The organism is Pseudomonas sp. F2 (genome assembly GCF_057174385.1).
In genome coordinates, this window is record NZ_CM169904.1 from 269,434 (window position 1) to 289,644 (window position 20,211).

The following is a 20,211-nucleotide window of genomic DNA, read 5'->3' on the forward strand; positions in this document are numbered from 1 at the left end:
AGCCAGCTCCCACAAGGAACTCCAGTGGGCACATATTTTGTGAACATCACAGACCCTGTGGGAGCTGGCTTGCCAGCGAAAGCGTCAGTCCTGTCGCAGTGCGATATCGATCAGCCGATGCAGCTCATCCACCTCCAGCGCCGCCGCCGAAAACAGAATCCGGAACACCACCGGGGCCACCACCAGATTGATCAGATGATCAACGCTCGGCGCCGGCTCGTCAGGGTGACGCTCGATGATGGTCTGCAACTGCGCGCCAATGATCGTCACGCAATACCCCGGCGTGGCGCTGGCCTGCACGTCGCGCATCATGTTGCGCCCAGGCTCCGAACTCATTTCGTCCAGATATTGCTCGGCCCAGGCGCGGATATCACCGCGCAGGTCACCGGTCACCGCCGGTTCACTGTCCGGGCGCATGCGGGCGAGGGCGACATCGGCGAGCAATGCTGCCAGATCACCCCAGCGCCGATAGATCGTCGACGGCGTGACCCCGGCGCGCGCCGCGATTTGCGGGACGGTCACGGTGCTGCGCTCCTGTTCTTGCAGAAGTGCGCGGACTGCCGAATGAATCGACTCTTGCACCCGGGCACTGCGGCCACCGGGGCGTAAACCTTCTTTAATAGCCATGCGCCAGACCTTAACACAAAGAATTTGCTTTAAGGCAGAGTCGAGCGCACACTCCGCAAAAGCAAAAAATTAGCTTTTGCGGAGTGTGCGCATGACCAGCCTTTCTTCCAACCGTGGCAGCCTGATTTTCCTGGCGATCACCTTACTCAGTTTCCTCGCCGCTTCCACAGCGCCGACGCCGTTGTATCACCTGTATCAGGATCAACTCCACTTCTCGGCAGCTGTGCTGACCCTGATTTTCGGCGTGTATGCGCTGAGTCTGCTGGCGGCGTTGTTGACGGTCGGATCGCTGTCCGATCACCTGGGGCGCAAGCCGGTGATTTTCACTGCCGTGCTGCTCAACGCGCTGGCGATGCTGCTGTTCATCAGCGCCGACAGTGTTGCCTGGCTGATCAGCGCCCGCGTGCTGCAGGGTTTTGCCACCGGCATGGCCACCGCTGTTTTGAGCGCCACACTGCTCGACACCGACCGCCAGCAAGGGCCGTTGATCAACAGCGTCGCACCGTTGCTCGGCATGGCGCTGGGCAGTATGGGCTGTGGCCTGCTCGCCGAATTCGCCCCGGCGCCGTTGCAACTGACTTACGGGTTGTTGCTGGCGCTGTTTGTGTTGCAGGCGGTGTTTCTCTGGCGTCTGCCGGAAAGCGTCACCCCGCAAGCCGGGGCCTGGGCTTCGTTGCGGCCAACCCTGCATGTGCCGGTTCAGGCGCGTTCGACCTTATGGCGTGTGCTACCGCTGAACACCGCAACCTGGGCCCTCGGCGGCTTTTTTGCCTCGCTGGCGCCGTCGCTGGTGCGCACCGCCACGGGCTCGACGTCGAACCTGATCGGCGGTGCGACCGTCTCGGCGCTGACCGTGACCGGTGCCGTGATGATTTTCACTTTGCGCAATCGTCCCGCCGGCAAAGCCCTGCAAATCGGCGCCAGTCTGCTGCCCGTTGGTGTGCTGCTGATTCTGCTTGGCGTGCACAGCGCCAGTCTGGCGCTGTTTTTCCTCGGCACACTGGTTGCCGGTTGCGGCTTTGGCTCGGGTTTCCTCGGCGCGGTGCGCAGCCTGGTGCCGTTGGCCTCGCCGCATGAAAGAGCCGGTTTGATGTCGGCGTACTACGCGCTGAGTTATCTGGCGTTCTGCCTGCCGGCCTTGTTGGCCGGGCATTTGACCCGCGCCTATGGATTGCTGGCGACCACCGACGGCTACGGCGCCGGATTGATCGTCCTGGCCGTCACCGCGCTGTTGCTCAGCCTGCGCCCGCAAGCAGTGAAGGCTTGCAGCACTCCATAAACGCGGTGGTTTCAGTTACCTTTGTCCGGCCTTCTTTTCACGGATCGACAGATGAAGATTATCCGCAGCAAGTCGTTCACCGCCGAGCGTGCCTGGGGCGCGCTGGACATCGCCAGCATGAACGGCATCACCACGCGCCTGCACTGGACCGATCAGCCGTACAAATGGCACATCAACGACGGTGAGGAAGTGTTCGTGGTGCTCGATGGGCGGGTGCAGATGCACTATCGCCAACAGGGCGAGGAAAAGCAGGTGCTACTGGAGGTCGGCGACATTTTCTACGCCTCGGTCGGCACCGAGCACGTGGCACATCCGCAGGGCGCGGCGCGGATTCTAGTGATCGAAAGCGAAGGCAGTGTCTAGACGCTTATCTGCAAAGTAGATAACAGATAGAGAAATTACCCGTTATATAGATATTCGATTCGGTTCTACCATGGACTCAACCTCACCTGAGGACAGGAGTTCATGATGATTTGCCCCAACACTGCCAAACCCGGTATCAAGCCGTTCAGCCAGCTTCAGCATCCGCGTGAAGCGATCCGACAATTCACCCCGAACTGGTTCGCCGCAACCATGGGCACCGGCGTGCTGGCCCTGGCGCTGGCGCAACTGCCGGTGGCGATCCCCGGGTTGCACGCGGTGGCCGAAGGGTTGTGGCTGTTCAACATTCTGTTGTTCACCTTGTTTACCTTCGCCTATGCCGCCCGCTGGGTGCTGTTTTTCGATGAGGCGCGGCGAATCTTCGGTCACTCCACGGTATCGATGTTCTTCGGCACCATACCCATGGGCCTGGCGACCATCATCAACGGCTTTCTGCTGTTCGGCCTGCCCCGCTGGGGCGATGGGGTGATTCATCTTGCCGAAGTGCTGTGGTGGCTCGATGTGGCGATGTCGCTGGCCTGCGGTGTGTTGATTCCGTACATGATGTTTACCCGTCAGGAACACAGCATCGATCAGATGACCGCCGTCTGGCTGTTGCCGGTGGTGGCGGCGGAAGTGGCGGCGGCCAGCGGCGGTTTGCTTGCGCCGCATCTGGCCGATGCTCACGCGCAACTGGTGGTGCTGATCACCAGCTACGTGCTTTGGGCATTCTCTCTGCCGGTGGCGTTCAGCATTCTGACCATTCTCTTGCTGCGCATGGCCTTGCATAAACTGCCGCATGAAAACATGGCCGCCTCGAGCTGGCTGGCCCTCGGCCCGATCGGTACCGGTGCATTGGGCATGTTGCTGCTGGGCAGCGATGCGCCGGCGATCTTCGCCGCCAACGGCCTGTCGGGCATCGGTGAAATCGCTGCGGGCCTGGGGCTGGTCGCCGGCATCACGTTGTGGGGCTTCGGCTTGTGGTGGATGTTGATGGCGCTACTGATCACCGCGCGTTATCTGCGTGACGGCATCCCGTTCAACCTCGGCTGGTGGGGTTTTACCTTCCCGCTGGGCGTGTATTCGCTGGCGACCCTCAAGCTTGCCAGCACACTGAACCTCGGTTTTTTCAGTGTGGTGGGCTGCGTGCTGGTAGCGTTGCTGGCAGTGATGTGGCTGATCGTCGGTAAACGCACCGTGCAAGGCGCGTGGCGCGGTGAGTTGTTTGTCTCGCCGTGTATTGCAGGTTTGAAGAAATAACCTGAAAAGTTTAGGTAAGGTGTGGCCTGGAGCGCCGATCGAGATTCCAATAAGCAGATCCAGGCCATTCTCTACCGACCTCAGGGAAACACGGAAGATGAGTCACCCCTCACAGTTCAACCTGCTTCGCACGCGGCGCTTCCTGCCGTTTTTCATCACGCAGTCGCTGGGCGCGTTCAATGACAACGTGTTCAAGCAGTCGCTGATTCTCGCCATTCTGTATCGGCTGACCATCGAAGGTGACCGTTCGATCTGGGTCAACCTGTGCGCGCTGCTGTTTATCCTGCCGTTCTTTCTGTTTTCGGCGCTGGCCGGGCAGTTCGGGGAAAAATTCGCCAAGGACGCGCTGATCCGTCTGATCAAACTCGCGGAAATCGCGATCATGGCCGTAGGATCGGTCGGTTTCCTCTTCGATCACCTGTCGCTGATGCTGGTCGCGCTGTTCGCCATGGGCACGCATTCGGCGCTGTTCGGGCCGGTGAAGTATTCGATCCTGCCGCAGGCATTGCGTGAGGATGAACTGGTTGGCGGCAACGGGCTGGTGGAGATGGGCACGTTTCTGGCGATTCTCGCCGGGACCATCGGCGCCGGCATCATCATGTCCTCGACCCATTACGCGCCACTGGTGTCGACGGCGATTGTCGGCATTGCCGTGCTGGGTTATCTCGCCAGTCGCGGCATTCCACGCGCTGCCGCAGCATCGCCGGAAATGCGCCTGAACTGGAACATCTTCAGCCAGTCCTGGGCCACCCTCAAACTCGGTCTGGGCCAGACCCCTGCAGTGTCGCGTTCGATTGTCGGCAACTCGTGGTTCTGGTTTGTCGGGGCGATTTACCTGACGCAGATCCCGGCCTACGCCAAGGAATGGATGCACGGCGACGAAACCGTGGTGACGCTGATTCTCACGGTGTTCTCGGTAGGCATTGCGTTGGGTTCGATGCTGTGCGAGAAGCTCTCCGGGCGCAAGGTCGAGATCGGTCTGGTGCCGTTCGGTTCGTTCGGCCTGACCGTGTTTGGCCTGTTGCTGTGGTGGCATTCCGGTGGAATCCCGGAAAGCGTCACCGGCCACAGCTGGATCGAAGTGCTGGGCTTTGCGCATACCTGGGCGGTGCTGGTCGATATTCTCGGACTCGGGATTTTTGGCGGCTTCTATATCGTGCCGCTGTACGCCTTGATCCAGTCGCGCACCGCCGAGAACGAGCGGGCGCGGGTGATTGCCGCCAACAACATTCTCAACGCCCTGTTTATGGTGGTGTCAGCGATCGTTTCGATCGTGTTGCTGAGTGTGGTCAAACTGTCGATTCCGCAATTGTTCCTGGTGGTGTCGCTGCTGAACATCGGCGTCAACGCCTACATCTTCAAGATCGTCCCCGAGTTCAGCATGCGTTTCATGATCTGGCTGCTCAGCCATTCCATGTACCGTGTCGAGCACCGCAACCTCGAGGCGATCCCGGACGAGGGCGCGGCATTGCTGGTGTGCAACCACGTGTCGTTCGTCGATGCCTTGCTGATTGGCGGCGCGGTGCGTCGGCCGATTCGCTTTGTCATGTACTACAAGATCTACAACCTGCCGGTACTGAACTTTATCTTCCGCACGGCGGGGACGATTCCGATCGCCGGACGCAACGAAGACATCCAGATCTACGAAAAGGCCTTCACCCGGATCGCCCAGTATCTGAAGGACGGTGAGCTGGTGTGCATCTTCCCGGAAGGCAAGTTGACCACTGACGGCGAGATCAACGAGTTCAAGGGCGGGCTGACGCGGATTCTCGAAGAAACCCCGGTGCCGGTGATTCCGCTGGCGTTGCAGGGGTTGTGGGGCAGTTTCTTCAGTCGCGATCCGAACAAGGGGCTGTTCAAGCGGTTGTGGTCGCGGGTGACGTTGGTGGCTGGTTCGGCGGTGGCGGTGGATGCGGCGGAGCCGGCGAAATTGCAGGGGTTGGTGGGGGCGTTGCGCGGGGCCGTCAGGTAATCGGTGATAGTGCTGGCCCCATCGCTGGCTTGCCAGCTCCCACAGGTTTTCTGGATTTACACAAGATTTGTGTTCACCGGAGATCCCTGTGGGAGCTGGCTTGCCAGCGATGGGGCCATTGGCTTAAGCGCTTACTTTAAGACCAATCAACCCGATAATGATCAACGCCACACTGGCCAGCCGAATCAACGCCATCGACTCGCCAAACAGCATGATCCCGGCAATCACCGTGCCGACAGCGCCGACTCCGGTCCAGATCGCATAAGCCGTACCCAGCGGCAATTCCTTCATCGCCAGGCCCAGCAGGCCGAGGCTGATGGCCATGGCCGCCACGGTCAGGACGGTGGGGAGCGGGCGGGTGAAGCCGTCGGTGTACTTCAGGCCGACGGCCCAGCCGACTTCGAACAGGCCGGCGAAAAACAGAATGATCCAGGACATGAGAGACCTCCATCGATTGACGGGGCCGTCCCCAGATTGATAACTCGATCGAGCCGCAGGGTCGTCCCCGCGTAGCGCAACAGTCTGCCGAGCATTAATCCGGGGATCAAGTTTCCCGGTCAGTCGGCCGGCTGTTGCGCCAGCGCCTCACGGTCTTGCTTCTCGCTCATGCGCCGGAACCAGGTCGAGAGCAGTGCCCCGGAAATGTTGTGCCAGACGCTGAACAGCGCGCTCGGCACCGCCGCCAGCGGCGAGAAGTGCGCACTGGCCAACGCCGCGCCCAACCCCGAGTTCTGCATGCCGACTTCCAGTGCCAGCGACTTGCGCTGCGCCAGTGGCAGCTTGAACAGGCGTCCGGTGAAGTAACCCAGCAGGTAGCCGAAGCTGTTGTGCAGCATCACCACGGCCATGATCAGCAGCCCGGACTCGGCGATCTTCGCCTGGCTGGCGGCCACCACGGCGGTGACGATGATCACGATGCTGACCACCGACACCAGTGGCAACACGTCCACCGCGTGGCGCACCTTGTCGCCGAGCACGCGTTGCGCGACCACGCCGAGCACGATCGGCAGCAACACTACTTGCAGGATTGACCAGAACAACTCCATGAACGACACCGGCAACCACGCCGACGCCAGCAGCCAGATCAGCGCCGGGGTCAGCAGCGGGGCGAGCAGGGTGGTGACGGCAGCAATCGCCACCGACAGCGCCAGATCGCCGCGGGCCAGCCAGGTCATGACGTTGGAGGAGGTGCCGCTTGGGCAGCAGCCCACCAGAATCACCCCGACGGCGATTTCCGGTGGCAGATGGAAGATCTGGCAGAGCAACCACGCCACACCGGGCATGATCACGAAATGTGCGACCACGCCCAGAGCCACACGCCACGGATGGCGGGCGACGGCGGCAAAGTCGTCGAGTTTGAGGGTCAGCCCCATGCCGAACATCACCAGCCCCAGCAACGGCACGATTGCACCCTTGAGACCGAGGAACCACGCCGGTTGCAGGAATGCGATCACGGCGAAAATCAGAACCCAGTAAGCGAAAGTGTTGCCGACAAAGCGGCTGAGTGCAGCCAGTGCTCGCATGGCGTGTTCCTTATTATGTGAAAGCGTTAGGAAGCTAAGCATACGGTGCCAGCAAAAAGATCGCAGCCTTCGGCAGCTCATACAGGAAAACACATTCCAAATGTAGGAGCTGCCGAAGGCTGCGATCTTTGCTTTTTCAGGCGCCCTCAATAAAGGAGGGCGCCGGAGAGAGGTTTAGATCCCCTGCGGAGTCTCTTCCCCGCCCAACGCTTCCACCAGCGCCGGCAGGAAGTCGCCAAAAGTCAGCATCATCAGGGTGAAGCTGGCGTCCAGTTGGCCCAGGGCCTCGTCGCCACCGTCCTGTTCTGCCTGATCCTGCAGCAGGTCTTCGAACTTCAGGCGTTTGACGGTCATCTTGTCATCGAGCATGAACGACAGCTTGTCTTGCCAGGCCAGCGACAGCTGAGTGACGACTTTGCCGGTGCTCAAGTGCAACTGAATTTCTTCGCTGGTCAGGTCCTGACGCTTACAACGCACGATGCCACCGTCTTCGTGGGTGTCGCGCAGCTCGCATTCGTCCAGCACGAAGAAGTCCGGTGCTGCTTGCTGGGTGGTGACCCACTCGGTCATCACCGCGGTCGGCGCGGTTTTCACGGTCAGCGGACGCACGGGCAGGGTGCCGAGCACTTCACGCATTGTGGAGAGCAGGTCTTCGGCGCGTTTCGGGCTGGCCGAGTTCACCAGGATCAGGCCCTGTTTCGGTGCGATGGCAGCGAAGGTCGACGAACGACGGATAAAGGCACGCGGCAGGAACGCCTGGATGATTTCATCCTTGATCTGATCGCGTTCTTTCTTATAGACCTTGCGCATTTGCTCGGCTTCGATCTCTTCGACCTTTTCCTTGACCGCGTCGCGCACGACGCTGCCCGGCAGAATACGTTCTTCCTTACGTGCAGCGATCAGCAGGAAGTCGCCGCTGACGTGCACCAGTGGCGCATCTTCGCCCTTGCCGAACGGCGCGACGAAACCGTAGGTGGTCAACTCCTGGCTTGCACATGGACGCGCCAGTTTGGTGGCCAGTGCAGTTTCCAGCGCCTCGGCATCGACAGGCAGGTCTTGGGTCAGGCGATAGATCAGCAGGTTTTTGAACCACATGGGGTGAGTCTCTCCTTTATACAAAGGGGGGCATTATTGTCTTCGCCGTGGCATAGGCCAACCCTTCTCTAAGCCTTTGGAAGGCCTGAGAAAATTAATTAAAAAAGTGCTTGCCAGAGGTTGGGTCGCTCCGTAGAATGCGCGCCACACCGAAGCGAAGGGTGATTAGCTCAGCTGGGAGAGCGTCTGCCTTACAAGCAGAATGTCGGCGGTTCGATCCCGTCATCACCCACCATTCGTTTCAAGTGTTTAGCGCAGCGGTAGTTCAGTCGGTTAGAATACCGGCCTGTCACGCCGGGGGTCGCGGGTTCGAGTCCCGTCCGCTGCGCCATATTCGGTAACCTGGACCACTGAACGCCAGGTCACCACGGAAAAACCCGCTGAAGCGGGTTTTTTTCTGTCTCACGTTTGTACCTTGTTCCATCGGGTTTGTGTCGTTTCACCGGTTTTCGGATTTATTTGAAAAAAAACTTCAATTAAATCAACACTTTACGAAAATTTGTGGCATAATGCGCCCCGTAACGAAGCGAAGGGTGATTAGCTCAGCTGGGAGAGCGTCTGCCTTACAAGCAGAATGTCGGCGGTTCGATCCCGTCATCACCCACCATTCGTTTCAAGCGTTTCGCGCAGCGGTAGTTCAGTCGGTTAGAATACCGGCCTGTCACGCCGGGGGTCGCGGGTTCGAGTCCCGTCCGCTGCGCCATATTCGGTCACCTGGACCCACTGAACGCCAGGTCACCACAGAAAGCCCGCCGAGTGCGGGCTTTTTGCTGTCTGCGATTTGAGAATTTCTGCAATGCCTGTGTGGCGAGGGGATTTATCCCCGATGGCTTGCGCAGCAGGCCCATAGTCTTGAAGCTGGGGCTGCTTCGCATCCCATCGGGGATAAATCCCCTCACCACAAATCATCTCCTCGTCACTATTCGGCATTGCGACTGTGCCGATAATCGCTCACCGCCTCATACACCGCTTTACGCAAGCGATTGATCCCGCCAATCGGCCGATGCGCCTCGATACCAAACCACGGATTGAACGACAGGTTGTCGCATGCCAGATTCAGCGCTGGCGTGTCGAAGTCCTGCGCCGGCAGGGTGATCCGTGCCACTGTTTCGAACGCTGAATCCTGCTCGCGCCACTCGATGCTGGTGTCCTCGATCGGCATGTACTTGTTCGCATCCTGGCGCTGAATCTGCAGCACGAAACACGCCGGTACCCGATCTGTCGACAGTTGTTGGTTCAAGGCGCTGCGCAGGAAATTCGGCAGGTCGTGATTTTGTGCGGGCAGGGTGTAGGTCGGGCAGTTGTCCGGATCCGGCGCAACGCGAAACTTGGCATTGGCCTCGCCAAATTTGTAAGGCGATACCGAAAAGTAGGTGGTCGCGGTCGGGCTGTCCGGCGGCGGTGACAGGGTCGCCATGGCGATGAGCAGGTGACGGATCTGCCAGGTGCGCGGATCCCAACCGGGGAAAAACGCCATGATTTTTTTGCCGTCAGCCTGAGCAGCCACATTTTGACGGTACTCGGCGACATCGCTGACGAAGAAGTTCGGATGGCTGAACATCACGAAGTCTTGTTCACGGCGCACCGGACGGTCGTCGAGCAGCTGCTTGCCGGGGACATCGAGCAGCTTGATTGCCATTCCCCGGGCGTCGCGGATGCTGTCGAATTGCGGGTAGGCGTTGCCATTGGACAAGCGAATCAGCGCCTGCCAGGTTTTGCCCGGTTCGCCGAAAACACCCTGGCGCAGCGCTGGTGTCAGTTCTGGCAACACCGTGACCTCGGCTTTTACGCAACCGTGTGCCTTGGCATGCGCATCGCGCAAGTAGCGTGTGCCTTCGCGGTGTTGATCGACGATACGCACGGCGGTCTGGATCACGTCCTGGGTCATGGCCGCTTCACCGGCGGGAATCTGTTCCTGCGCCGACACCGGACCTCTGTGTTGCCAGATGAACCACGCGCTCGCGATCGCCCAGCCCAGCAGGCCGACAGTCAGCAGGGCCAGCAGGGTTTTGCCCAGCAGTCGCCCCAGCCACAGCCAGAAGCGGGCGAGAAGGGAGGGTTTTTTGTACGAGTTGATCATCATGGCAGTTGCGCCTCCAATGGCCCGCCCAATACTTTCAGGTACTCCAGCAAGGCCCAGCGTTCTTCCGGTTGCAGCAGGCGGCCGATAACCCCATTGCCGCGCTCGCCAGCGCGGAACTCGTGGCCGCTGTTGTGGTTGCCGGTGATTCGCGTATCGAACAAAAAGCCGTTGGTGAAGGCTTCGGTGCGATAACCCAGATGGCGCGGGTCATACTCGAACGAACCCTTATAGAAAGTCGTCGCGCGCTCATCCTGCGGCGACAGCAACTGATAAAGGCTTGGCACCGAACCGTTGTGCAGGAACGGCGCGGTGGCCCAGACGCCGGCCAGTGGCCTGGCCTTGTAGGCAACCTTTTCACGCACACCGATCGGCAGGCCGAAGCCGTCGAGTTGTGGCTTTTCCTCAGCGGTGACGCCGGCCTCGCGATAGGCACGGTTCTCGACGAACGCGGTGACGTAGGCCAGGCCCTTGGCCACCGACAGCTGGCTCAGGTCCAGTGGTTCGGTGGGCGTCGAATGCAACTTCACATCCATTTGTTCGAGTTCTTTCGGGTCCCATTGCAGCGGGGTCAGGTCGAAACGGTGGGTGGCAATATTGGTCGCGGCATTCGGGTCGGTGCCGATCACCTCCACCGGCAACATGTGCAAGTGCTGCACCCAGCGCTCGCCTTCCTGAGTCTTGCGCGGCACATGGCAACCGGCGCAGTTCTCGGCAAACAGCGTGCGGCCCTTGGCGGCCAGCGGTTTGTCGATGCTGCCCAAGACATCTTCAGGCCAGGCTGGCGGTTGCAAGCGTTGCAGGGTTTCCTCGATTGTGTGCAGATCGCGTACGCGCACACTCGAGGCATAACGCGCATCGCCTTGCAGCGGCTGGCTGTTGCTGTCGAAGAAATTCAGCGTGGCGCCGACGCCCAACGCTTCACCGATGTTGCGCGCCATCGGTTGCTGCGCCGAGCCGTTCCACTGCACCCAGTCGAAGGTCCACATGTCCCACAGTTGCGGGTAGTCGACCGGGGCGTTCGCCACACGGTAGTTGGCGGGGGAAATTGCGTCGCCGAAGGTGGCGTTGGCAATGCGGCCGAACGCATCGGTGCGTCCAGGGCCTTCCTCGGTCGGGTAGAGGCCGCGATGGGTATCGTTCCAGGCGACTTTCAGGAAGGTGTTCAGCGATTGCTTGACGTCTTTGCGCAGTTGCTCGCGGCGCGGCTCGTGGTCATCGCCCAGAACATTTCTGGCGAAGCGTTCGAATTTCCACGGGTTGTAGTAAGTCGAGGTCAGACTGGCGACCAATGCCTGTCCGAAACTGCCACCGCGCAACGTAGGAACGCTGGAAGGCAAAACATGCTGCGCCGACCCGCCGTCGATCCGCACGGCCTGGCCGTTGAAGCGCAGTTCGCCGGTGTGGCAGGCAGCGCAGGTGATATCGAGGTATTGCTCGGTACCGCCGGGGTTCTGATGGCGCGCGAAACCGACCGGCAGATTGCCCGGATTGTTCGGCGTGGCTTTCTGCTGCGGATCAACCAGAAAACCGAAGCGTGCGAGGTATTCCGGGGACGCGAAACGCTGCTGCGAGAAGGGCAGCTCCAGCGACTGGAACCATTCATAGCGCAGGCCTTTGACCTGCGTCCCTTGCGGGGTGAAATAGTAAGTCTGGCGCTCCTCCTCACTCCACTGTTGCAGGTAATGCACCTGTTGGGCGGGGGTATAGAAGGGCAGTTTCGGGTTGGCGACGTAGTACAGAATGACGGTCAGGACCAGGCCCAGCAGTACCACGATCAGAGTCAGCACACGGAATAAGAGGCGCAAGATAAACATCCTTGTCGAGTTGTTGCGCTGTTATGCCTCAGCTGTTGCAGGTGCGGCAAGTGGCCATTACGCCAACTGTCGTAGGAAGTCTCGTCAGCCCTTGTCAGGCCCAGATGACAGAAGCTTCATCGTCGCTTTGCTCGAATGCGTTTTAATCCCTGAACTTATCGGACGTTTCCTGCTCTCATGCCGGTAGCCATTGGTCGTGGCGGCCTGATAAGCTCGCGGCTTTACTCGATTGCCCTTTCGGCGCATGAACAAGGAAATAGCATGAAACAGCATCGGTTGGCGGCGGCGGTAGCCCTGGTTAGCCTGGTCCTCGCGGGTTGTGATTCGCAGACCAGCGTAGAGCTGAAAACCCCGGCGCAAAAAGCTTCCTACGGTATCGGCCTGAACATGGGCAAGAGCCTTGCTCAGGAAGGCATGGATGATCTGGACTCCAAAGCGGTAGCCCAGGGCATCGAAGATGCCGTCGGCAAGAAAGAACAGAAGCTGAAAGACGAAGAACTGGTCGAAGCTTTCGCCGCGCTGCAAAAGCGTGCCGAAGAGCGTATGGCCAAGATGAGCGAAGAGTCGGCAGCCGCCGGCAAGAAATTCCTCGAAGAAAACGGCAAAAAGCCTGGCGTTACCACCACCGCTTCCGGTCTGCAGTACGAAGTGGTCAAGAAAGCCGACGGCCCGCAGCCCAAGCCGACCGACGTAGTGACTGTTCATTACACCGGCAAGCTGACCAACGGCACCGTGTTCGACAGCTCCGTGGAACGTGGCAGCCCGATCGATCTGCCGGTCAGCGGCGTGATCCCGGGTTGGGTTGAAGGTCTGCAACTGATGCACGTTGGCGAGAAGTACAAACTGTACATCCCTAGCGATCTGGCTTACGGCGCGCAATCGCCAAGCCCGGCAATCCCGGCCAACTCGGTTCTGGTCTTTGACCTGGAACTGCTGGCCATCAAGGATCCAGCCAAAGAAGACGCCGCTGCCAAGTAACAGGCATCGGTAACGGCTTCGCCAACAACGCCTCGCTTATGCGGGGCGTTGTTGCATCTGAAGGATGGCGCAGGTAAACAGAGCGAACGGATGCCGCTGACAGCAGTCCTAGAGATTGAGGCCGCCGTGGCTAGACGTCCTGAGCCGCCAAGTCAATGAAATATTGGGTTTTTTTATGTGAGTAAAAAACGCCCGATCTGAGCGAAGCCCTTATGAAACGGGGCTCTCAGCGCTGAAATGCAGCTCTGTTCACAAGGTTATCCACAATTTGTGTGGATAACATTTCAACGGGAGAAATAGATGAAAGCGCCATGGAATTTCGCCCGGTTTCTGCCTCTGGCGGGACGCCTGCTGGCCCGTGGCCGCCTGCCGACTCTGCTGTTCGCCGTGGCGAGCAAGGGCGCTGCGCAAGGTAATCGCCTGGGCAAGCTCAAGGATGATCTGCGCTTGCTCCAGGCCTTGTGTCTGGCTTACTGGCGCGGCGAGTACCGGGCGATCAGTCCGAAAGCCATCGTTTCGGTGGTGGCAGGGTTGATGTATTTCCTCAGCCCGGTGGACGCGATCCCGGATTTCATCCCCGTCTTCGGCATGCTCGATGACATTGCTGTTCTCGCCTGGCTGATGAAAACCCTCGACGACGAACTCGCTGCCTTCCGGCTCTGGCGCAATCGACAACAGCCGGAAAAACTCGCAGTGGTCGAACGTTTGCCCGATACCCCCGAGCAACTTCAACTGCAGGGCCCGAAAAAAACCTGATTCACCTCGCCTGCAGGCAGATTGATACCCCCCGCGACCTTGGCCGCTGTTAGGATTACACTTCTAGGGAAAAGTGCCGACTCGCTAAGTGTTGTTGTCCTACGGGGTAGTCATGGATATTCAGATAATTGCACGCGATGGCGAGCCCGAATACGCGGTTCTGCCATGGGGCCAGTATCAGGCTCTACTGAAAGCAGCAGGCATCAACGACATACCGCAGCAGCAGGCGCCAGCGCCGGCCGCCGCAGCGCCAGACCCGATTCTTCCAGGTCTGGATCAACTACGCAGTTTGCGCGAAGGGAAGGGCATCGCCATCGAGGCGCTGGCCCGCACGGTAGGCATCAGCCCGTCTTATCTGGCCATGATCGAAAGCGGCGAGCGTCAACCTGACGCCGCGATTCGCCGCAGCCTGGCCTGGGAACTGACGGTGCCGGGTTGGAGGGATGAATCGTGAGCGTACGCATCAGTCGTCAACATTGGGACGGATTGCTGGGGGAGCTGGATCAGGCGCGCAGGCAGCGCCATCTGTTGACCTATCGAGCCTTGCTCGAACGTTTGCAACTGCCGACGCCGGCGATGCAGACGCTGACCGCGGCACTTGAGCATCTGGCCGCAGTCGACGCCAAGGCCGAGCAGCCATTGCGCAGTTCGCTGGTGATCAGCCAAGGGGCCAGCCGTTTGCCCCGAACCGGTTTTTTTGAATGCGTTGAACGTCTGGGACGTTTCTCCGGGCCATCCGATGGCGTTGCGGCTGCCTCTTGGCATGCGTCGGAAGTGGTCAGGGTCTTCGAATACGAGTACCCGGAATCGGCGGAGGCCTGAGTGTTCTTTCGACTCAAGGCGTCGGCCAGTTACTGGTTGGCCCGCAGGCTGTTTCACTGGTCGTGGTTCGTCCGCCAGCCCAGAGGCTGGCGCTGGCTCGAAGGGCAGTTTGCGCGCATAGCCAATCTTGGCGATGTCGGCGCGCAAAGCTTTTATGGGCACATTCTGACGTTTCGCGGTGTTGGCCTGGGCGCCCGCGAAGAAGGTGTGCGGCTGTTGCGTCTGGCGGCGCTCGCCGGCGATGGCAAAGCGGCTTATCAGGTCGGCGTGATCAGCCTGGCCGGTACTCCGAGCAAAGCGCCGGATCCGACAGAAGCGGCGCGCTGGTGGACGCTGGCCGCCAAGGCCGGCCACCCGTTGGCCGAGCTCAAACTCCAAGAGTTGAGCGCTCGGGATTAAACCCAGTAAATCATTTTGTATCGTCCGATAAACGTGGCGTGAGGGAAACCTCACGCCACGTTTGCGTTTATCGCCATACGTTTTGTAGTAATCAGTCCTTTGCAGATTTGTCCTACAGCAAAAGCCTACTCGCCTGACTTCTTTCCTGATTGATCCCCCGCAAAGTCCCCGCGCCTAATTTTTGCGCGAGGGAACGCTCATGTTTGACCCGGTTTTTCATTCCACCCCGCATCGTTGCGTGCGCTGATGGAAGCCGTCAGCCGTATCGAGCAGGAACTCGACAGCTTTCCCGACACCCTCAGCCTCTATTGCCAGCAGCTTGAACACTGGTTCAGCAGAGCAGCGGATCAGGTCAGCCACGCGGCGGATCTGCCGTCGCTGATGGGCATGGAGCGGATCATCCGTTTCGGTGATCGCATCACCGCTGTCAGCACAGGAGACAGTGAGTTTGCCTCCGGCGTCGTGCAGTGCCCGAAAAGCGGGGTGCTGACGATCGAGAGCAAATTCGAGTCGGTGTACGACATTCCGCTGGGCGACATCGTGGTCGATGTGGTGGCGGTGGATGATGGCCAAATCTTCCCCGTCGGACTTGATGCGCAAGGCCGGGGAACATTCACCGGGACGCCCGGCAAGTTCTATCGCGTGCAGGTGCACAGCGACGTTACCTCGGAGCAGATCGAGGCGCTGTTCAAGTCCTACGACGGTTTGACCGGCAATCTGGAGGGCTGGCTGCGCAGCGAGTGGCAGGGGTTCAAGCCGCAGTGGTCGCAGTCGGTGGCGACAGCGGCAGGCAACGGCATGCTCGCCGGGAGCTGGGCGGCGATCGAGGGGGTGTGGGACAGCCTCGGCATGCTGTCGGAGATTCTGCAGGATCCAGGGGCGTTTGCCGAACGCCTTGGAAGCGGTGCGGCCGATCTGGTCCGCCTCGCAGAATCAGCTCCGGATGTCATGCAAAAACTGCAGTTGCTGGTCAGCGACGAGGCGGCGCTGTGTTTGCTGCTGCGCAGTGCGAGTCTCTGGCTGGAGATGCTGCCGCCCAGCCAGATCGCCGGCAAAACCGCTGAAACGGCGTCGATGATGATCGTGCAGGTGCTGCTCGATGTGCTGATCGGCGTTGTGTTGACATTCGTCGGGGCTGGTGCGGGGATCGCTTATCTGACGCTACGTCTGGCGGATCGCGCCGCCCAGCTGCTCACGGTTGTGAAACGTCTGGTCAAGGCGATGTTCGGCATCGTCAACACGTTCATCCATTACGTCGACCAGTACAAAACCGTCGCCGCGCGGGGCATTGCCGCCGGCGTTAAAAAGGGCCGCATGCAGTTGCGCTGGGGTGCGAAGCGCAATGCCGCCCTGAAGAAAAACGAGCATCACGACGACTCGCCGGAACAAGCGAAAAACCCCAACGGCGACAGCGCCGATTGCGTGCCGCTGACCTGCACCAACGGTTGCCCGGTGTCGATGGTCACCGGCGAAGAACTGCTGACCCTGACCGATGGCACGCTCGATGGCTTGCTGCCGTTCGAGTTCACCCGGTTGTACCGCACCAGCGCGGTGGAGATCGATGTCGGGCTGGGGTTTGGCTGGAGCCATTCGCTGGCGCATCGGCTGGAGTTCGCTGGCGAGGCGGTGGTCTGGGTCGATCACGAGAACCGGCGCACGCGGTTCCCATTGCCCAGTGTTGAACGGCCGCAGATCCACAACAGCCTGTCGCGGGCGGCGATTTTTCTCGGCGATGAGCCGGAGGAACTGATCCTCGCGCTGGCGGGGGATGCGGCGCGGTTTTATCACTTTCGTGCCGGGCGGTTGACGGCGGTCAGTGATGCATATGGCAATCGTCTGACGGTGCATCGCGATCATTCCGAGCGTGTGCAGCGTCTGGATAGCGGGGCCGGGCGCTCGCTGCTGTTGCGCTACGACCGGGCGCATCTGGTGGCAGTTGATTACCAGGTGTTTGAGGCGGGTGGCTGGCGCACCGAGCAAACGCTGGTCAGTTATTGCTACGACGCCCGTCAGCGATTGTTGGCCGCGACCAATGCCGTCGGGGACAGCGAGCGTTACGACTACGACGATCAGCACGTCATCCTGCAGCGGCAACTGAGCGGCGGCGCGAGCTTTTTCTGGGAGTGGGAGCGTTCCGGCAAAGCCGCGCGTTGCGTGCGCCATTGGGCCTCGTTCGCGCAGATGAATACGCGGTATGTCTGGGACGACAGCGACCGCGTCACGGTGCATTACGTTGATGGCACCGAGGAAACCTACGTCCACGATGACAGCGCACGGCTGGTGCGCAAGGTCGAGGCCGATGGCGGTGAGCATCTCAAGGCGTATGACGCTGCGGGCCGGTTGATCGCCGAGCAGGATCCGCTGGGTGCGGTCACCGAATACCGCTACGACGACGTCGGACGGCTGATCGCGCTGCTTCCGCCGGACAATGAGCCAACGTCCTACGAGTATCGCAACGGTTTCCTGCACAGCCGTTCTCGTGGTGACGCGGTCTGGACGTATCGGCGCAACGCCGAAGGGGATGTCACCGAGGCGGTCGATCCTGACGGCCAGGTCACCCATTACTACTACGACACGCGCGGACAGTTGCTGTCGATCCGCTATCCGGACAGCAGCCGGCACAAGTTGTCGTGGAATGACCTCGGCCAACTGATCGAGGAAACCCTGCCTGACGGCGGTGTACGGCGTTTTTCCTACGATGCGCTGGGGCGACGGACGACCACTTGCGACGAACACGGTGCCGTCACTCGCCAGCAGTGGGATGCCATTGGCCGACTGGTTCAGACGACGTTGCCTACAGGCGCCACCCGCGCCTACAGCTACGGCGCGTACGGCCAGGTCACGGCCGAGCGCGACGAACTCGGGCGCATCACCCGTTACGAGTATGACGACGACCTGCATCTGGTCTCGCGCAGGATCAATCCCGACGGCACGCGGGTGCAGTATCGCTACGACCATGCGCAACTGCTGCTGACTGAAATCGAGAACGAATCCGGCGAAAAGTACCGACTGGACTACACGCCCACCGGATTGATCCGACAGGAAACCGGCTTCGACGGCCGGCGCACCGCATACGCCTACGACCGTAACGGGCACCTGCTGGAGAAGACCGAGTTCGGCGACGACGGCTCGACGCTGGTCACTGCCTACGCGCGTGATGCGGCCGGGCGTCTGCTGCTGAAAACCCTGCCCGACGGAGTTCAGGTCGAGTATCGCTATGACCGCCTGGGCCGGTTGATCGGCGTCGATGACGGCCAGCAACATCCACTGGCCTTTGAATACGACCTGCAGGACCGGCTGATCACCGAGCATCAGGGCTGGGGCACCTTGCGTTATGCCTATGACGCCTGCGGCCAGCTCAAGCGCCAGCGTCTGCCGGACAACAGCACGCTCGACTATCACTACGCCAAGGGCGGCGCGCTGACCGCCATTGACCTTAATGGCACGCGGCTGACCAGCCACGTCTATCAATCGGGTCGTGAACAACAACGCCAGCAAGGCCTGCTGCTCAGCGAATACGCCTACGACGACCAGGGCCGTTTGCTGGCCCACGCTGTAGGTCATCAGCACGCTTCGCTGTATCGCCGCGATTATGCCTACAGCGCCAACGGCAATCTGGAACACATTGCCGACAGCCGTCACGGTCAGCGCACCTACGGCTACGACGCCCTCGACCGCTTGATCCGCGTACGTCATTCGCGCGACGAACTGCCGGAAGCCTTCGCCCACGACCCGGCCGGCAACCTGCTGATGCAGGACCGTCCCGGCCCCACGCGGATCAAAGGCAACCGCCTGCTGATGCAGGGCGACCGGCATTACGATTATGACGCCTTCGGCAACCTGATCCGCGAGCGTCGCGGCCGCGATCAACTGCTGATCACCGAATACCGCTACGACTGCCAGCACCGCCTGATCAGCCTGACCCGCCCCGACGGCCAAACCGCGACCTACCAATATGACGCTTTTGGTCGACGCATCCGCAAGACCGTCGACGGCCTCAGCACCGAGTTCTTCTGGCAAGGCGACCTTCTCGTCGCCGAAAGCAGCAAGGTCCAATACCGCAGCTACATCTACGAACCCGGCACCTTCCGCCCGCTGGCGCTGCTCGACGGTAAAGGCCCGAAACGCGCCTGCCCGTTCTACTACCAGCTCGACCACCTCGGCACCCCGCAGGAACTGACCGATTACAGCGGCGAGATCGTCTGGTCCGCGCAATACGACGCCTACGGCAAAGTCGCAGCCATCACCCTCGCCGGCGAGGACTACCTCGACCAGCCACTGCGCTTTCAGGGGCAGTATTTCGATGCGGAGAGTGGGCTGCATTACAACCGGCATCGGTATTACGACCCGAGGTTGGGACGGTATCTGACGCCGGATCCCATCAAGTTGGCAGGTGGGTTGAATCAGTACCGGTATGTGCCGAATCCGACGGGGTGGGTGGATCCGTTGGGGTTGGCTTGCAATCCGTGTCCGGGGGCAATACAAGCTGAAGGGCCTTACAGCGAGATAGTTCCAGGTGGGGGCTTGGCTGCGCATGAGGCTCAGGGCGGACATCTAATAATCAAACATATTGGTAGAACAGATGCGCAGTTAGCCCAAAGATTAATGGCGGAGCCACATATTCCAGCAGCTTCTACATTTTCCAACCGCGCCGGAGCTGAGGCCGCTGTTTCAGAAGCTTTGAGGGTGAATGCGCAAAAGGTGCAAGATTTTTTAAATAGCACAAAGGGAAAGACAACTATCACCCACGATCTCAACCAGCCGGTGGGAGTGAGCTTGCTGAATGGCGCCACACATCCTCGGTCGGCACTAAAACTCCTGCTAGTTCTGAAAAAAGACCCTACACTCCCTTTGGGATATTTTTTGCTGACCGGATTTCCAGAACTATGAATCAAGAATTTCCCGAGCTTCACGACTTTTTTGGGGCCTACTTTCATCAAGATTGGCTAATAGAGTACGACACCCCCGATAAAGTTATTGCTGACTTCTTACAAACCTCAGATCCGGAAATAATACTTTTGGTTTGTGAAGAGTTGCAGTCTTTGCTGAGTCAAGATAAAGATGAGGTGACGATAAGAGATTACTTGTTGAGAGATCTCAGTTGCTACTACTGCTATTGGAATAAGTGGACTTCCGGTCAAGAATGGTTAAGCCACGTGCTGGCTATGCTGCAAAGTGGAAAAAATTAGAGTGAGTTGCTTTTTTAAGTTCTGGAGTTGATATAAATAATTTTTTTTAGATTT

At 59.9% G+C, this 20,211-nt stretch carries 17 protein-coding genes and 4 tRNA genes; 15 read left to right on the forward strand and 6 right to left on the reverse strand.

Annotation, left to right across the window (positions count from 1 at the left end; translation table 11 throughout):
* Positions 1 to 84 precede the first annotated feature (84 nt).
* Positions 85 to 627: a TetR/AcrR family transcriptional regulator gene (locus AC193Q_RS01230; protein ID WP_047292900.1), complete on the reverse strand. Its 543-nt coding sequence runs from the start codon at positions 625 to 627 to the stop codon at positions 85 to 87.
* Positions 628 to 718: 91 nt separating this feature from the next.
* On the opposite strand from AC193Q_RS01230, the gene AC193Q_RS01235 reads away from it, so the two are divergent.
* The 4 genes from AC193Q_RS01235 (at position 719) to AC193Q_RS01250 (ending at position 5,498) form a co-directional block, all read left to right on the forward strand.
* Positions 719 to 1,906, forward strand: a complete 1,188-nt coding sequence (locus AC193Q_RS01235; protein WP_131670025.1) for an MFS transporter — start codon at positions 719 to 721, stop codon at positions 1,904 to 1,906.
* 51 nt (positions 1,907 to 1,957) lie between these two features.
* Complete coding sequence (locus AC193Q_RS01240; protein ID WP_047292904.1) at positions 1,958 to 2,269, forward strand: cupin domain-containing protein; 312 nt, start codon at positions 1,958 to 1,960, stop codon at positions 2,267 to 2,269.
* Between the two features lie 105 nt (positions 2,270 to 2,374).
* Positions 2,375 to 3,526 carry a TDT family transporter gene (locus AC193Q_RS01245; protein ID WP_121184430.1) on the forward strand — a complete coding sequence of 384 codons (1,152 nt, stop codon included), beginning with the start codon at positions 2,375 to 2,377 and terminating at the stop codon, positions 3,524 to 3,526.
* A 97-nt stretch (positions 3,527 to 3,623) separates the two neighbouring features.
* Positions 3,624 to 5,498 (forward strand): MFS transporter, encoded by a 1,875-nt coding sequence (locus AC193Q_RS01250; RefSeq protein WP_047292908.1) that lies wholly within the window; start codon positions 3,624 to 3,626, stop codon positions 5,496 to 5,498.
* A 123-nt stretch (positions 5,499 to 5,621) separates the two neighbouring features.
* On the opposite strand, the gene sugE is transcribed toward AC193Q_RS01250, so the two are convergent.
* The 3 genes from sugE to rdgC all read right to left on the reverse strand — a co-directional run bounded on the left by sugE (position 5,622) and on the right by rdgC (position 8,116).
* On the reverse strand, positions 5,622 to 5,936 hold the full coding sequence (sugE, locus tag AC193Q_RS01255; protein WP_121184432.1) for a quaternary ammonium compound efflux SMR transporter SugE: 315 nt from the start codon (positions 5,934 to 5,936) through the stop codon (positions 5,622 to 5,624).
* A 119-nt stretch (positions 5,937 to 6,055) separates the two neighbouring features.
* Entirely contained in the window at positions 6,056 to 7,021 is a 966-nt protein-coding gene (locus AC193Q_RS01260; RefSeq protein WP_047292912.1) for a bile acid:sodium symporter family protein, read from the reverse strand.
* 174 nt (positions 7,022 to 7,195) lie between these two features.
* On the reverse strand, positions 7,196 to 8,116 hold the full coding sequence (rdgC, locus tag AC193Q_RS01265) for a recombination-associated protein RdgC (RefSeq protein WP_003223096.1): 921 nt from the start codon (positions 8,114 to 8,116) through the stop codon (positions 7,196 to 7,198).
* Positions 8,117 to 8,275: 159 nt separating this feature from the next.
* On the opposite strand from rdgC, the gene AC193Q_RS01270 reads away from it, so the two are divergent.
* The 4 genes from AC193Q_RS01270 (at position 8,276) to AC193Q_RS01285 (ending at position 8,819) form a co-directional block, all read left to right on the forward strand.
* A tRNA-Val gene (locus tag AC193Q_RS01270) sits at positions 8,276 to 8,351 on the forward strand.
* A gap of 19 nt (positions 8,352 to 8,370) precedes the next feature.
* A tRNA-Asp gene (locus tag AC193Q_RS01275) sits at positions 8,371 to 8,447 on the forward strand.
* A gap of 200 nt (positions 8,448 to 8,647) precedes the next feature.
* Positions 8,648 to 8,723 (forward strand) — tRNA-Val (locus tag AC193Q_RS01280).
* Positions 8,724 to 8,742: 19 nt separating this feature from the next.
* Positions 8,743 to 8,819: transfer RNA gene (locus tag AC193Q_RS01285), tRNA-Asp, on the forward strand.
* Positions 8,820 to 9,035: 216 nt separating this feature from the next.
* Here the strand turns inward: AC193Q_RS01285 and AC193Q_RS01290 are convergent.
* Both AC193Q_RS01290 and AC193Q_RS01295 read right to left on the reverse strand, forming a co-directional pair.
* Positions 9,036 to 10,199: a catalase family protein gene (locus AC193Q_RS01290; protein ID WP_121184434.1), complete on the reverse strand. Its 1,164-nt coding sequence runs from the start codon at positions 10,197 to 10,199 to the stop codon at positions 9,036 to 9,038.
* Entirely contained in the window at positions 10,196 to 12,004 is a 1,809-nt protein-coding gene (locus AC193Q_RS01295; protein WP_121184436.1) for a di-heme-cytochrome C peroxidase, read from the reverse strand. Before AC193Q_RS01295 ends, AC193Q_RS01290 begins: the two co-directional genes overlap by 4 nt.
* Positions 12,005 to 12,274: 270 nt before the next feature.
* Between AC193Q_RS01295 and bamJ the strand changes: the two genes are divergently transcribed.
* The 7 genes from bamJ to AC193Q_RS01330 all read left to right on the forward strand — a co-directional run bounded on the left by bamJ (position 12,275) and on the right by AC193Q_RS01330 (position 20,157).
* Positions 12,275 to 12,991 carry a BamJ family beta-barrel-assembly machinery protein gene (bamJ, locus tag AC193Q_RS01300; protein WP_007966725.1) on the forward strand — a complete coding sequence of 239 codons (717 nt, stop codon included), beginning with the start codon at positions 12,275 to 12,277 and terminating at the stop codon, positions 12,989 to 12,991.
* Between the two features lie 300 nt (positions 12,992 to 13,291).
* The gene (locus AC193Q_RS01305; RefSeq protein ID WP_041071886.1) at positions 13,292 to 13,747 is read left to right on the forward strand and encodes a YkvA family protein; all 456 of its coding nucleotides are present in this window, start codon (positions 13,292 to 13,294) and stop codon (positions 13,745 to 13,747) included.
* Positions 13,748 to 13,859: 112 nt separating this feature from the next.
* Positions 13,860 to 14,201 (forward strand): helix-turn-helix domain-containing protein, encoded by a 342-nt coding sequence (locus AC193Q_RS01310; protein WP_041071888.1) that lies wholly within the window; start codon positions 13,860 to 13,862, stop codon positions 14,199 to 14,201.
* Positions 14,198 to 14,569 carry a hypothetical protein gene (locus AC193Q_RS01315; RefSeq protein ID WP_483879066.1) on the forward strand — a complete coding sequence of 124 codons (372 nt, stop codon included), beginning with the start codon at positions 14,198 to 14,200 and terminating at the stop codon, positions 14,567 to 14,569. Before AC193Q_RS01310 ends, AC193Q_RS01315 begins: the two co-directional genes overlap by 4 nt.
* Positions 14,570 to 14,968 (forward strand): tetratricopeptide repeat protein, encoded by a 399-nt coding sequence (locus AC193Q_RS01320; RefSeq protein ID WP_121184438.1) that lies wholly within the window; start codon positions 14,570 to 14,572, stop codon positions 14,966 to 14,968.
* Between the two features lie 246 nt (positions 14,969 to 15,214).
* The gene (locus AC193Q_RS01325) at positions 15,215 to 19,858 is read left to right on the forward strand and encodes an RHS repeat-associated core domain-containing protein (RefSeq protein ID WP_121184440.1); all 4,644 of its coding nucleotides are present in this window, start codon (positions 15,215 to 15,217) and stop codon (positions 19,856 to 19,858) included.
* Entirely contained in the window at positions 19,855 to 20,157 is a 303-nt protein-coding gene (locus AC193Q_RS01330; protein ID WP_121184442.1) for a contact-dependent growth inhibition system immunity protein, read from the forward strand. Before AC193Q_RS01325 ends, AC193Q_RS01330 begins: the two co-directional genes overlap by 4 nt.
* Positions 20,158 to 20,211 lie beyond the last annotated feature (54 nt).